At 53.5% G+C, this 14726-nt stretch carries 12 protein-coding genes; 1 reads left to right on the top strand and 11 read right to left on the bottom strand.

The window, feature by feature from the left end:
• On the bottom strand, positions 1 to 621 hold a 621-nt coding region (locus tag DEO48_RS12750; protein ID WP_109845374.1), incomplete at its 3' end, for a glycosyltransferase.
• 462 nt (positions 622 to 1083) lie between these two features.
• Between DEO48_RS12750 and DEO48_RS12760 the strand changes: the two genes are divergently transcribed.
• Entirely contained in the window at positions 1084 to 1914 is an 831-nt protein-coding gene (locus tag DEO48_RS12760) for a DUF4942 domain-containing protein (protein ID WP_109845376.1), read from the top strand.
• A 275-nt stretch (positions 1915 to 2189) separates the two neighbouring features.
• On the opposite strand, the gene DEO48_RS12765 is transcribed toward DEO48_RS12760, so the two are convergent.
• The 10 genes from DEO48_RS12765 to DEO48_RS12810 form a co-directional block, all read right to left on the bottom strand.
• Positions 2190 to 3521 carry a VasL domain-containing protein gene (locus DEO48_RS12765; RefSeq protein WP_109845377.1) on the bottom strand — a complete coding sequence of 444 codons (1332 nt, stop codon included), beginning with the start codon at positions 3519 to 3521 and terminating at the stop codon, positions 2190 to 2192.
• A 103-nt stretch (positions 3522 to 3624) separates the two neighbouring features.
• Positions 3625 to 4095 carry a hypothetical protein gene (locus tag DEO48_RS12770; RefSeq protein WP_109845378.1) on the bottom strand — a complete coding sequence of 157 codons (471 nt, stop codon included), beginning with the start codon at positions 4093 to 4095 and terminating at the stop codon, positions 3625 to 3627.
• A 14-nt stretch (positions 4096 to 4109) separates the two neighbouring features.
• Complete coding sequence (gene tssE, locus DEO48_RS12775) at positions 4110 to 4565, bottom strand: type VI secretion system baseplate subunit TssE (protein WP_109845379.1); 456 nt, start codon at positions 4563 to 4565, stop codon at positions 4110 to 4112.
• Positions 4565 to 5110 carry a type VI secretion system lipoprotein TssJ gene (gene tssJ, locus DEO48_RS12780; protein WP_109845380.1) on the bottom strand — a complete coding sequence of 182 codons (546 nt, stop codon included), beginning with the start codon at positions 5108 to 5110 and terminating at the stop codon, positions 4565 to 4567. Before tssJ ends, tssE begins: the two co-directional genes overlap by 1 nt.
• Positions 5088 to 6173, bottom strand: a complete 1086-nt coding sequence (gene tssG, locus DEO48_RS12785) for a type VI secretion system baseplate subunit TssG (protein ID WP_109845381.1) — start codon at positions 6171 to 6173, stop codon at positions 5088 to 5090. The genes tssJ and tssG overlap by 23 nt, the downstream gene beginning before the upstream one ends.
• A complete protein-coding gene (gene tssF, locus DEO48_RS12790) occupies positions 6137 to 7891 on the bottom strand; it encodes a type VI secretion system baseplate subunit TssF (RefSeq protein WP_109845382.1) in 1755 nt (584 codons plus the stop codon). The genes tssG and tssF overlap by 37 nt, the downstream gene beginning before the upstream one ends.
• Before the next feature lie 41 nt (positions 7892 to 7932).
• Positions 7933 to 9534 (bottom strand): type VI secretion system protein TssA, encoded by a 1602-nt coding sequence (gene tssA, locus DEO48_RS12795; protein ID WP_109845383.1) that lies wholly within the window; start codon positions 9532 to 9534, stop codon positions 7933 to 7935.
• A complete protein-coding gene (locus DEO48_RS12800; RefSeq protein ID WP_375232171.1) occupies positions 9534 to 12683 on the bottom strand; it encodes an ImcF-related family protein in 3150 nt (1049 codons plus the stop codon). The genes tssA and DEO48_RS12800 overlap by 1 nt, the downstream gene beginning before the upstream one ends.
• A gap of 436 nt (positions 12684 to 13119) precedes the next feature.
• Positions 13120 to 14331 carry a hypothetical protein gene (locus DEO48_RS12805; protein WP_109845385.1) on the bottom strand — a complete coding sequence of 404 codons (1212 nt, stop codon included), beginning with the start codon at positions 14329 to 14331 and terminating at the stop codon, positions 13120 to 13122.
• Positions 14331 to 14597 carry a PAAR domain-containing protein gene (locus DEO48_RS12810; protein ID WP_109845386.1) on the bottom strand — a complete coding sequence of 89 codons (267 nt, stop codon included), beginning with the start codon at positions 14595 to 14597 and terminating at the stop codon, positions 14331 to 14333. The genes DEO48_RS12805 and DEO48_RS12810 overlap by 1 nt, the downstream gene beginning before the upstream one ends.
• Between the last annotated feature and the right edge of the window lie 129 nt (positions 14598 to 14726).

Raw genomic sequence — 14726 nt, forward strand, 5'->3', positions numbered from 1 at the left:
ATCCTTGCGGTCAGCGAAATAAAAGCGACCGTTTCCGGCTGCGAGATGGATTGTCCAGAGAATGTCCTTGTGGCTTTTCCCTTCCCGGAATCGCAGGCCATGCCCGCGGATATAACCTGAGCGGATAATCTGCAGCCACAGGTAATGCGGCCATTCGCGCTGTTTCACGCAGTGACGTATCCACTGCTGGCCGGTAAGCGTCTGGCCGCTGGGTTGTTTGTTGTGCACAGGGGAGCGAGGGTGACCCGTGCTGTTGGCACGCCAGCCATTGAACACGACGACATCGGCCTGCGCTTCCCGGGCAGTGTGCAGCCGTTCCCGCAGAAAACCGTCAGCTATCCGGTCATCAGCGTCCAGGAATACCACCCACTCGCCGCCGTGAACCGCCAGGGCAGCGTTACGTGCGGCATATACACCCTGATTTTCCTGGTGAATAAGGACCAGCCGCTCATCGGTGATGGCGCTGAGTATGGTCCACGTTTCGTCGGTAGAGCCGTCATCCACGACTATCACCTCCATGCTGAGCGATTGCTCACTCAGGAGCTTATGCACCAGATAACCGATGGAGGCCTGCGCATTGAAGGCCGGGATAATGACGCTGACATCAATTTCAGGCTTCATACCGGGCTACGCTTTCCCCTGGCTGTCATCTTTCTGACGCCTGACGGGGATAATGTGTTTTTCCCTGATTTCCTGCCCGGTATCAAATAAGCACTCGTCGCAGAATTCTTTATCGAGCCCGAAAATCCGGTCCAGAACACACCTTTTCTTATTACAACGTGCGCATTTTTTCATCACACCATCCGTTAGGTTATTTCGCTGCCCTGTTCGCAGAACAAAAGGCAACCGCCCCTCGTTAAGACAGGAAATGAATTGATAAACAATCAGTTAAATTTGTTTTCGGGATTCTGGCACAGGGACTGCACGGAGGGATAATTCATTTTGCAGATCAATTTTCGAAAATCGATCGGCTACATCGATCGATGGTTGCCCCCCACCGTTTTACATCCCCCCGTAGTCCTGATGGACACACAACCCCGGCCCGCATTCGTTGCGGGCCTTTTCTTTTTATGGAGATTTAACATGCAGACAGAAGCCGAAGTACTCACCGACCACACCGACGTGATTTGCTCCACCAGCATTGAGCGCATTGTTACCGGACGTAATGCAGCGTTGAGCCTGACAGAAATCCTTATTCATCAACTTAATGATATTTCTGCAGTCACCGACAGTATTGGCGGGGGCAAAGCGAATGAATGGGGAGTGCGGCAATACCGTTACGACTGCTGGCTGATGGAGAAACCCGAAACCGCGATGAAAGCCATCACCCGCAATATTGATCGCGGTATCTGGAAAGACCTGATGAAGAAATCGGGGATGCTGAGCCTGATGGATGCTCAGGCCCGTGATGAGTGGTACAAAAACCTTGAAGGGGAGGATATTCCGGCTGTCAGCGAAGCCAACATTCTGAGCACATTTGAGCAACTGCATCAGAGCAAAGGTGAGGTGTTTGAGCGAGGAGTCATTAACGTATTCAAAGGCTTAAGCTGGGACTACAAGACCAATTGCCCCTGTAAGTTTGGCGCGAAAGTCATCGTGACGGGACTGGTCAAATATGACCGGTGGGGATTTGGGCTTAACTGGGGCTGGCAGCGTGACCGACTGGCAGACCTTGAGCGTATGCTGATGCTTCTGGATGGCAAACCTGTCCCCGACAACCGCGCTGACGTTAGCCGCCGATTGGGCGATCATATCCATGAGAACAGGCACAGCAACCGTTACGAGGATGAGATGTTTGCGATCAAGTACTTTCAGAAGGGAACAGCCCATATCAGCTTCAAACGACCAGAGCTGGTTGATAAGCTGAATGACATCATCGCCCGGCACTATCCGGGGGCGCTGGCGGCAAGGTGAAATATATAAAAATTCTGTCAAAGATGTTATCTTTGACTACGGGAATGAAAGCTATAAAACTTGTATTCATACCCTAAACTCTGCACTCCCCTCAACCTCTAGAAACTCCTGTCAAAAGTAACCAAAACAAGATGAGGGCACGATTGCGGGTATGATTAAAAACAAACCTTTAAATACCAATAAAAAACAATGCATTAACATCGCAGTTTGATTCCTGCAGGGGACACTTTATCCTCCCACTTTTTCCAGTACATTCGTTTGTCCACCGCCAGAATTCACTGAGCAGAAGAATCCTGTTTTATTTGAGCGTAACGCGTTGCCAGCTGTTTAAGACGCAACTCCAGTTGAGTCTTTTCTGCTTCAGGAAGCGCATCTCCTGCTGGGTGCTGTGACAGGCGCCTGAGTTGTTCTTCAGCCGGTATCGTCTGGTTAAATGACTGTATAGTCGAAAAAACTACGGATTTAAGCTCGCTTACCGTGATGTATTTTCCTTTTTGCTCGTCCAGGCTACTCAGCCGATGACTCAGTTGCTGAAGCGTCATCATTCCCTGATACCAGCTGTTCATTGCGTCGACAGGTAACGCTGCCGCGTTAAATTTTTGCTGCCACTGCATTGTGAGCGGTTTCGCCTCCTCCGGCCATAATGTCTGGAGCTGCTTTAACAGCTGAAGGCTGTAGGAAATATTCCAGTCAGGAGGCAGTTTATCCAGGCGGGCAAGCTGCTGCTGAGTGTCTGCGATAAAAGTGGACGGTAAACTACCTCGCAGTGTTAACGCGTTTTGCTGCACAGGCGTGAGCACTTCAGGTAACGGAGCCAGAGAGGCAAAAGCCTGAGTCGCCAGGGGGTCGGGTCTGGACAAAGAAACCCATCCCCACGCCGCAGCGATACAAACCACCAGCGTGGAACACATCCCGACAAAAAAGGGCTTCCACTGTCTGACAGGCACGGGGGCTGTCGTGCGATCCTCTCCATTAGGCTGATTTTCCTGATGCACCACATATACCCATTTCACCTCTTCGATCGGTTCGGCTTTCTCCAGAGGCGATTCGCTATCGGGCTTCATGTTCACATTCAAATCGGACGTCTCATTACTGCTTTCCAGCCGTTCAGCATTTGAATGTATTAACGTTCGTAACGTATCGAGCTGGCTAAGGTGTTTAAGCTCAAGGCGCTGGAGCACCGCGCTCAGGCTGGTAAGTAACGCTTCAGCACGATAAAGCTCACTAAGATGGCTGCTGTTGAATGGAAGCATACGCATGCGCTGCTGCAGGCGCTGGCTCAGGCCGCTAAGGATTTCCATACGAGCGTGTTGTGTCTTCGGCCATAAGGTTTCCCACTGGCGGCTAATCAGGGCCTCCAGAATCGCCAGCCCTTCATTCAGGCCAGCTAATCCAGACAGGTGAGTACGGGCAAGGGTGTACCAGGCTGCTGTCTGCAACTCCACACCGTTCTGTTCAAACATTGAGAGACAGAGTCTTTGGACATATTGCCAGTTCACATCAGGGCGAGCAGGATGTGTAAGCTTACTGAGTTCATCGCGGAGGGCGGCATAATCTGGCAGCGTACGCGGGTCGCCGCCGGTTTTTAACGTTATATGTTTGGTCATTCTGCAGGGCCTGCATATCCGTGTCGGTTAATATCGTCAGTTGATGTGTAAAGCAATTTTGCGTGTAGAAACGCAATGACTAATAAAGGAATGAATGTTATTGCTAGGGCAGCAGCGCTAAAATCAGACCGAAAAAAACACCTTCATCAAATAGTTGTCCTGACTGAGGTGATGTATCAGGGGGAGTAAAGATCCAGTCATATACACTCCCCACCCGCATGAACAGGCGTCCTTGAGAAATCGCGCTGTACCCGGAAAAAAAAGTCACCTCGACACAGCCTGCAACTCCCTGTCCATACAGAAATATCGGCATAAACTTAACCGCCCGGTTACCATAACGCAGGACGATACCGGAAATATCAAAAGCCCCACCCTCCACCAGCAGGTCCGGAACATATACCGCCAGTGGCTCTGCATTCAGTCCGGTATCTGTCAGCCACGCGTCCATTTGATCCTGAAGCTGAGCCATTCGCTGGCGAAACGCTGTAATATCAGCCTGACTCTTGCTAACTGCGGGAACAGGTGAAGGTTGTCGCGCCTGCAGCTTCTTCAGGAACTGTGATTTTACTGACATGGTGGTAACTGACCTTATATACGAGGTGTTGTATCGAGATACTGCTGTTGCCTGAGATGCCGCAACAGGACCCATCCTTCGGGCATAAACTCAGTCCCGTAGCGCACCAGGCCAATCCCTTTAAGTTCAGCGTCAATGGCATAGCGCAGCTCGCCGGGAATGTTCTGCTCCAGCAGAACAACGTCTATTTTTTTCAGGCGTGGCTCATATTTGAGCAGAACGGCAGACAATGTCCCCATGAGCTCATGAGCCGTTCCGGGCATCCCCTGCAGGATTTTTGTCATATCGGGCAGCCCGTAATCAGGCAGATGCGCCAGCGTGCCGGCGCGACAGTTGAGAACGCGCTGCATATTGTCCAGAACCGAAAGGATGACCTGGTTTTCTTCTCTGACCTGTTTAAGGTCGAGGCCACCGCTAAAATTTCCGGTTAGCATTTCATACAGCGAAGGCGTGTTATGTCCCTGGGGCATCAGTCGTCCTTAAGCGGTTGCAACATCAGATGGTTCTCGCAGGCTTCCAGAATGCGCGGTTTATCGGGATCCAGATCGCTGCGCTTGATAACCTGCTTCCAGGTGTCGTTGGTCATGTCCGGATGACGAAACAGCCCCACTACCGCGACAAACTGCGCCTCTTCTTCCATCGGCATATCAAGGCTTGCATCCCCCCCCGGTTTTACCACGATATTACGACTGGCCAGCATATCGTCTTTCAGAATGCTGGCATCATCCTGAAGCAATTGCTGATAAACCGTCTTATCGAAGGTTTTGCGGTCTTTGAGCTGGTAAACCCTGACCACGACAGGCTCAGACAGCGAGTTATTTTCGCGAGAGTCTGTGTTCAGAGCTTCGCGCGCGGTGAAATCCAGATGCAGGATTTTAATTTTTTTATAGAACACAGAATTAAACGCCGATTTGGTACCGTCGGTAACGCTCTGCGTCACCCCGCAACCGGTCAGAATAAGCGCCATGAGAGGGATCATCCAGCGCGCGGTTTTAGTTAAATTTGTACGTGACACGTCGGTTTCCTTGTTGTGGTTTCGCGGGCTCCAGCCCGCTGTAATAGCCCAGTTCTGTCGTAAAAGTTTCAGGAATGTCATCAGGATGGCTATCATCTTCTGCTCCCAGCACGCCGTTCATTCCCAGCCAGAAAGGGTTCTCACCCAGCGGGGGGACGGCCAGCAGTCGAACAGACGTCGTCAGGGTTATTCTGGCCTTAAACCGCCAGCCCAGATACACCCGCAGCATCACCAGGAAATCCATGTATAACTGGCCATCCGGTTTCCAGCCTTGCGCCTCGTGTTCGTTGTCCGTCGCAAGAGCAATCAGCAGCTGGCTGCCGGCATCCATCGCTTCGTCACCCAGAGGCGTGTTGCCATCAAGCAGAAAATCTTCGTCACCGTAAAAACCCAGCGGCCTGTCGATCTCTACAGGCCGCAGACAATATGGACTCACCTGCACCGTCGTATCGGGGGCCAGCAGGCACACCAGTGCCTGCATCCCTTCCTGAGTTTTGCCCGGTTGTTGCAGAACTCCCAGCAGGGCCAGAAAGCGCGACACCGGCGTGGCAATGTGATTTGCCGTGCCCGGTATACCAAGCCCCACCAGACCCAATAACGACTGCGAAATGCTGTCGGTTCCGCCGGGCTCAAACGTGGCCGGATAGGAGTATTTACGCCAGACGCGGTAAAACTGCGTCAGGATGCGATGACTGAAAATATCCAGAAAGCCCTGCAGCGCCTCATGCCCTTCCCGGCGCTGGGTGATGTCATCGAGATACGCCGTTGGTAATGGGGAATCGACCCCGTACATCCCCATAAAGGTCGTACGGATAACCGGCGGCTTGCTGTCATCGTATTCATCATATTCGACAGCCTTCAGTTCGCTGGCCGGAAACCCCATTCCAGGGTGCGGTGCAAAGCGTACCGGGTCATCTGCGGGGTGGCTGGTCGATCCCATCAGCGGCCTGTCGGGATTGTTTTTCTCCAGCAGCTGACATAATCGATAGAAGTTAATGCGGTGAAGGTCGGCTTCCAGCCGCGGTGTCAGCCGGGAATGCGGCGGTTGTGCTTCTCTTCCCATTCCAGGCGCTCTCCGGTTGGTTGCAGGATAATAATCAGGCGGTTAAACAGATAGATGTCGGTGTAGAGCGCGAAGAAGCGGCTCAGCATCTCGCCGAACAGGCAGATGTCGCCGCGCCCGGCAAAGCCGTAGCTGTCTAGCGTCACTTCAATCTGCACGCCGCGCACCAGGTATCCCTGCTCAAATCGCTCAGTTTCACTGTGCTTCACGTCGATGATGGCTTCCAGACGACGGCGGTTCATCTCGCCGTCGGTCCACTCGTACAGCGCGAGGGTACCGCGCAGCACATCTGCGTTATCCATCATCGACAGGAACCCGCTGCCGAGGTGACTCAGCACGCGCCAGTGGAAACGGTCTTGCGCAGGTGGATAACAGGGCAGTGTCGGCGCGCACAGGTTACGCACGACGATGCTGGCCGACGTAGTTTTCATCACCGTATCGAGCACGGTACTTTGCAACGCCCGTCGCGGCAGCTGGCCGTTGGTACCGGTGAGCGTCAACGACAAGCTTTCATCTTCCGGAACGGTGTGATTATCAAACGCTTCGCCACCAAGAATAAGCCAGGTATTGTACAGCCCTGACGAACCTCGCCGCACGCGGGTGTGGTAGTAATATTCCGGGGCTTCATGGCGCATCATTCCGCCTTTGTGGCGAAAGCTTGAAAATGGTACGTAGGTATGCTGGCTCGATGACGTCACCGAATCCACCGCATATATTTCGGTGTGCCCATCCTGCACGCGCATCGGGCGCAGCATGTATTCGGTCTGCAGAGAGTTAAGCGTCAGCGGGTCAGATTCCAGCGGGAACAGGTTAATCACCGGCACGCAGTTCAGGCGCAGGTGTTTTTCGGTAAAGTTAAAGTCATGCTCCCAGCGTTCTGCCAGCACCACGTCGATTTCAAACCAGGGAAGCTCAGCCGGGAAGTTGACGCCATCCAGTCCACGCAGACCAGTGAACATGAATTTTTCGCGAAAGGTGAAGTACTCCAGCAACAGCTGATATCCGCTAAAGCTGCTGTTGCCCTTCGGCCACAGGTCATCGTCATCGCCAAATCCCAGAGCGGCGAAGTACCCGTCGAGCGGTCTTCTGTCCATGTCACCTGGCATCCGCAGCCACAGGCGGGCAACATTCATGGTGAAGGCTTCGTGCATGGCGCAGGCCAACGGTGCGTCAGCATTGAAGTAGAACGGGATCTGGCTGAGATCGACACGGCTCCAGTCCGCCAGATGGCTGCAGTTAAAGCGCAGGTTGATGACCGAACGCCCGTCAGGGTCAGTAGACAGGCGAGCGTGTTCCAGCGACAGCGGCTGGAGAGTTATATCTTTAGTTGTGGTGTACCGACAGCGCGTACCCTTTTCACCGATCGGCCGCGAGTTAATCTCGAAACCTTTGACAATACGCATCTGCTCTTTCATTTCTCGCCAGTCAGGGGTGAACTCCACCACCGACATCGACGGTATGGTGCGCAGGTAATGCGGCCACAACAGGCTGACCAGCCCTTCGGTCAGTTCAGGAAGGTCATCATCAAGCTTCTCTCGAAGCCGCCCCATCAGGAAGGCAAAGCCTTCGAACAGGCGCTCCACGTACGGGTCGCGCGCCCCGGCTTTATCAAGGTTGAGCATTGCCGCCTGCTCAGGGTGAGCACGGGCAAACTCTTCACCGGCTTCCAGCAGATAGCGCATTTCAGCGTCATAATAACGCAGGGTTAAATCGTCCATAAGAACCTGAATATATGAATTTTAAAGGTAGGCCGGGCGTTTTACCCGCAAAGCACCGCACTGCTTGCCGGATCGAGCGCAATAAGACCGGCCAGAAGCTGGTCCATCTCAGGCTGAAGCCGTGATTTATCGGTTTCACTGCGTGTGGCTTTCATGCGCAGCAACCGGAGGCGACGCGATTTCACTTCAAACAGCAGCGCCGGTGTCCACTGCGTAAGGGTAATTGATTCCGCAGCACCATCAAGTTCACCCAGCAGATGCAGCGCCAGTTCATTCCTGCCCTTCTGCTCCGCCACGCGAGCCATCAGCAGGCGCAGCAACCATTTGTCTTTCATGGAGTCCGTCCCTGGACGTGTCTGCAGCCAATGCAGTGTGGCATCCAGGCCATCCGTATCCGCTTTTTCCAGCGCTTCCGGCTCGAGGGCCAGAATGTCGTTGCCCGTCTCACTGACAGCACTGACCTGCTCATCACGCCAGCCGGACATATCGTCCAGCACGCTCTGGTTTATCCAGTTGAGCGTGACCTCATCGGCAAACGGCGTTCCGTCATTAAAGGCCAGCGTTTCAAGTCCTGTGAGTCGGCGCAGCAGTCCTTTCAGGTCGGCGGCGATGATATCAGCCAGTACATCCTGCCCCGATTTCATCAGTGCCTGGTGGATATACCACTGCAAATCCAGCCAGAGGTGATTGGCGCCACGCGAAAAAGTGCTGTCCGCCTGCTCCAGTATCTCCAGCCAGCTCTGCTGCAAGTACAACCGCTTAAGCATGGCCCTTTGGTCAGCACGCGGCGGTTCAATGCGTGTTTTCCCCTCGGCATCAGGTGCGGGGATCGCTCTCAGCGTGTCATGACGCAGGCTTTTCATCAGCCGGTGTGCGGGAAGCCAGCCATCGGGTTGTTCACGCAAATACCCCGCCAGGGTACGGGCCTGAGTCAACAAATCCTGACCGGACGTGATGCGGCTCAGGGCTGGAGCGTCATGCTCTGTCGTGTGTGCAGAGGTCTGTGACTGAGGGGTATTACTGGCGTTCTGTGGAACCAAAGCATCCACGCCACCGGCCTTCATCAGGCGGGACTCCAGCGCGCTGTAAAGCGCATTCAGATCCGGACATGACGCTTCTGGCTCAGCGTCCAGACTGCTGTGGATGAGCAGCAGCGCACCGGTAGTGCGCATAGCATCGTCGCGTACCACTTCAGGCCACAAGGACAGGCTATCAAGCAGACGAGAGCCTGCAAGCCACTCCAGCGCCGGTTTACGGCTTCGCTCCCGCTGCGGATAAAGCTGCGCTCCGTAGCGTTGCAGTAATCCCGCCAGCAGTTCAAGCCCTTCGGCAAAGCCAGCTTCTCCGTCCTGGTGCAGACGGGCCCAGCAGTAATAGGTCGCAATACGAATATCTTTGGCGGTAGTGGTCAGCAGTTTTTCGGCAAGCGTACAAATCAGCCCGGTATCGATGCCGGAGAGTTTATTGACCTCCTCTCTTATACGCTGGAAATCATCGTCATATCCCGGCTCGTCCCCAGCTGGACGGGTATCGCTGATAGGGGAAAGCCAGGGATGCCAGCGTTCCGTGCGCGCCTGCGCCTGCTGCCGCAGCTCAGTTTCGTCCGCCTGACAAGCGGCAACCAGATTCTGAAGAGTGCTCATCATTCGATTCCATCCATGTCACTGATTTCCGTATTGGCCATCAGAGCCTGAGCCGTGGCCGCGCTGTCAACGCTGAAAATCTGGTCCGGCAGCGTGAAGCCGCGCAGTGCCAGTAATGCCAGCGGCCCGTTGCCCAGCTGTGAACGCAATACCCACTGCAGCGTACTATCATCCGGGGCGGTGAAACTCATCATCCACTGACTGCGGTCAAGCTGCTGCCGTTTGCCCTGATCCAGCCAGCGAATAAAGCCCCAGGTCCCTCGGTAATCCCCGAACAGACGCGCGCCTGCATTGACGGAGGTCCATGTCAGCATCGTTCCCGGCTTGTAAGTCTCTCCCGGCCAGCGGAAGCTTTGCCAGTCGGCCATCTGGTTGAAGTAGTGCAGCTTTTGTCCATCAATTGTTAGCTGCGTCTCCACTACCCGCGGCACAGGACGCGCCTGCAGATCAAAGCTGATGCCCTGACTGCCATCGGTAAACAGAATGTCTGACAACTCGCTCAGCTGGTTAATGGCCCGCAGGAAGGCCGGGTTAAAGCTCAACCCCTGGCTGTTGACCTTATCCGGTACCCACTGGCTGCCTTCTTTGTGAAGCACTCCATTGAGCTCTGTGGTCAGGAATCGATCTATGCGCCCACTGTCTTTACGGATGAACTCTGCCAGCATCGGCAAAGAGGCGTCACTCTTGCTCGCAGCGAACGGGAAGCGCCCGTCAAAGGCGGTGCGCCAGTTCGCCACCACGGAGCGGCTCCATTTGTCATTCAGGCTCGCCGCCGACGGCTGGAGTACGGTCTCCCAGGCCTGGGTCAGCGGCTGCACAAACATCGTGCTACCAAAACCACTCCACTCTTCACCAAGGCTTGCCGAAATCAGACTGCCATATTGCTGGGTGTCGGTCAGATCCACACTTTTTCCCTGAAATACGGTCTGCGCCAGGGTTTGCATCATCTCCTGCGGATCCGAGGCGCTGGCCACCTGCTGCAAGCGAAGACGCACGCGGGTGATACGGGTCAGATAGGTCTGCAGGCTCAGTGAGTTGTCAGCCGACATGACGTTGCTGCCCGTATTTTTGCCGAGAAGCTGAAGCAGCGGACCGAAAGTTTCATCCAGTGGTCCCTGTGGACCTGTCGCAGACTGGTCAATTGCGGGTTTGTCTTTTCCACCAACCAGATCTTTTGCCGATTTGATAATGGAGTCCGAAAGGCCTTCGCTTTGCTGGCCGGTCTGCCCCTGCCAGGCGATGGTGTTCATCAGGGCAATCAGTGGAGACTGGCGGATATCACTCATTAGCGTCAACTGGTCGGTCACATCGGCAATATTGTTCGCAGAATTCCAGCGCAGACTGTTAAGGAAGTTCAGCCAGCTGCCGGCAAAGTCAGTGAAGTAACGCTCTGTCAGGCGTGCTTTGAGCGCTTCCGGCGACATGTCCGCCGATACGGCTTTGCGGGAATCGCTCAGCACCCAGTCGATTTCATCCCGTCGGGAATTTGCGGCCTTTTCGATGGACTGCTGAATCCCCCCTTCCCATGCCTGACGGGTGAACATGCCCGGCACTACTTCATTGGTGGTGAACAGTCGCCGCGCATCGGTACCGCTGGTCATGTCTTCGAGGGATACATCAGCAAAGTTACGGCGTACCGATTTGAGCATGTTCTCGTACAGCGTGCTTTCTGCATTGCGGCGGCCAATCTGCTGCAACAACACCTGGCGGCTCTGGCTAACCAGCTGTGCATCCGGCGTGATTTTCCACTGTGGTTGCTTTGGCAGTTCAGAGATATAGAAGGCCCACAAATCCGGTGACAGGCTTTGCCATAAACCGGTGGAGATCCCCATACGCGTTGGCTGCACGGTTTTCATAGCTTGTGCATAAAACGCGCCGTCGACTTTATCCGGACGGGCCATCATCAGCCATGCTTTAAGCTGGTCATAACCCGGTTTCGCCAGCTGTGCACGCTGGTCGCTGTTGGGTGCAGAGTTTGTCAGCGCGTTGAGCTTTTGCGCCAGGGCAGCATTTGCCGGGTCGCGTATTAGCCGGTTATTCGCCACGCCGTACCACGGCAGCATTGCGTTGAGCAACTGCTGATTATGGTCAAGACCGAAGCGCTGATACCAGGGAGTTCCCTCCTGAACATTGTGCAGCAGGCGGCCGGCGTCGTTTCGCAGTTCATGCAGTGCCGTCAGTTGATAATCGGATACCGAAGGATGTTCAACCAGACTGCGGGCTTTTCCTGCTACAGAGGTAATTTGTCCATAGTTCAACACAAACGAGGCCAACAACCCCGCCCCCCAGAGACCGATGATGGCCGACAGCGTCCAGGCGAGCGTCCGTTCCCATGCCATACCGATACGACGGCCACTAACACGAGTGCAGTCGTCAACGATACTCTGCCATGTCACCGGCAGAGCAAGGGCATGACGTTGTGACTCCAGAACATATTTCTCCGCGTCGGCAGATGCCGCCCTGGCTACTATCTTTGTGGTATCGGCGGTTTTATTCTCCGTCAGGCTGAACATCAGGCCGCGCAGCGGAACGCGTTGCTGAGCGTCGGAGAGCCATGGCAGCAGTTGCTGAGCCCAGCGGGCAATCCCGCCGTCTTTGAGATGCTGGCCCAGACGCAGCAGGAAATCGTGGTTGTTATTCTCAAGCATCTGGTTCACGCCCTGCGCCCGCAGTTTGGGCAGCAGCAGCTCAAGCTGGCGGGTAATGTCGTCAGCTTTGGCACCCAGCGGGAAATTGGCCCCGACCGGCTGTTCAATGCGCTTTGCCTGCGACCATTTGCTGTCACGCAGTTGCCATAACCATACCGGCGCGGAATAACGCAGCAGTTCGCTGATTTTTTCCAGCCCGCGTAAATCGTTATCGCTGATTCGTGGGGTCAGAGTGAGCGACTGCGGCAATACGCGTACAATACCGTCCAGCGGGCGCCCGCGGCGCAGTTTACGCAGCGCAGTGTATTTTTCGCGATCGGGCTCAGAAGCCAGACTGCCGCCATAAATCAGTACGGTACGATTGCCTTCAAGCCACTGCTGCTGTTTCAGGCCTGGAACAAGCTGTTCAATCGCGGCTTCATCGCCAGTAATCAGCAGCAGACGGATTTTGTGGTGCCAGAAGAAGGTGTATCTACGGCGGAGGGATGTTCTGAGAGTCAAATATTCATTCCAGTATTTATTATCCTTTTTCTTTTCCGCCTGAGCCGTTGATTCTTTTCCGGTTGCAACAGTTTTAACAGCTTTATAGTTCCTCTCACCGAACAGGCGAGTGACAATAAAAAATAAAATAATAAATAACACCAAACCGCCAGTCAGCAGCGCACAGGTGAAAAGCCAATATCCTTGCTGTACAGAACCATCCATCACTCCCAGCATTTCGGGAGAGAATTCAAGTAACCAGAAAACCGTCGTTCCCACTACAAAAAGAAACAAAAGAATCAGCCATAGCTGGAACGTTGTATTTTTAAATATTGCCAAAAGACGCGTCACTTCAGTGCACTCCGATCAAAAAGATGATGGCAGTTTTATCAGTCGTGGGAAAACTGGAACCGAAAGTAAACTTATCGGTTCACAGACAATGGATAATGCTGGGGAATTATTTCGTTACAGGGCAAACAGTCATAAACCAGGGAAATATACTTTCGTCCGGAACGTACACAACAAGTTGTGGTGATTTAGACTGTTCAGCCTGGTCGGCAGCAACAGCTATCGCAAGCCAGGGCGAAACATTCCTCGTCAGCCCCGTTTTTAAATCAATATCACAAGGTTCTCCGGCAACAGGAAATCGAACACCAGAGGTTGAGAGCAAGGCGGTTGCTTTATTGCTGACACCCGTGCCCGTTAACCAGATCTGTTTTATCTCTTCTGGAGCAGACTCTCCCCAGTGTAACGCCTGCATAAGCGCGCTACTCATATCCTGGGTAGTCTTCATCTGTTCAGGGCGATGGACCTGAGCCACAACGTTCCGGTTTACCTCAGGTCTTTCAGGTGAACTCATCAATAGTGCTGCCGCTGCTTCCCCGGTACCATCTATGATTTTTTCAGTAAGGTTCAGAGTAATAACAAGCAGGGTCTGCATCGCATCTGGTCTATCAAGCCACGCATCAATCGCCTGTAATCCTTCTCCGCTGATAAAAGTAATACAGAAAGGGTAACCAATGCTGTTTTGAACCAATAGCTGTATTGCACAAAGTTCTTCGGGTGATAAAGATATATCCGGTCTGAACTGAAATAACACAGCAAGGGGGGACTTTTGGGGCATGTGTTGAAATGCGTTTTGTAGCGCAGTCTCCCTTAACAACAAATTTATCCGTTCCTTCACTCTTACCAGCACAGGTAATCCCATATCGCTAAAACTGGCGTGGTGGATAAGCAACTCGCTATTCTCATCCACCTTGGTAGGCAATATGATACCTTCAGGTATTTGCATCTGTTGAGAAATGGATTCAGACGAAATGACATGCGGCAAATGAACTACGTAACCTAACATACCGAGACTACGCTGGCCGGACCGAATATCCTGAGCAAGATCCCACTCCCTGGCCGCATCCCAGCCATCTGCCAGCCATTCTCCTGCAAGATAAAACAGCCAGCGAAACGAAAATGCAACCCCACCGGCAGCCAAGGGGATTCCAAGAAAACAAAACCAGAAAGTAGGCGTATGAGTGGGCGAGTTCATAGGCCAGAAAAGGGCTGTGATCCCCGCTCCGGCCACAATAAGTACAACCAGGAGTATCACCCAGCGCTTAAAGGAAGGGGCAGATTGTCGTTTTGCACGTGGTGGAATACAGGTAAGATCAACGGGCATTATTTACTCGTGGTTGCATTACTTAAAGATGTGATCAGTGTGCATCCACAGGTACATTTGTATCCGTGAAATGCAACTGGTACGCCATTATCCTTCATAGTTGGATGCCCTTCAGCGATAAAAGAAGGGCTATGTCCTAATATTGGACAACTGACCGGATCGTCTTTACGCGCCACACCAATACCAGCAAATTTCATTGTTTTTGAGCCGCCCATAACCTGGCCGCCCGCGGTGGTTTTATCACCGATACGAATGATACCTTTCATCTTTATTCCCTGTGTTTTACTGATGATTTTCTGAAAAGATCTCGCCATGGATGTTCAGGATTACCAGAAGCATCGACCCGATAAGGGTCATCTTTATCAACCCGGCACAGTGACTCAATACTCTCAGGC

Origin of the sequence: Enterobacter sp. CGMCC 5087 (assembly GCF_003144775.1) — a bacterium.
GTDB classification, from domain to species: domain Bacteria; phylum Pseudomonadota; class Gammaproteobacteria; order Enterobacterales; family Enterobacteriaceae; genus Enterobacter; species Enterobacter cloacae_M.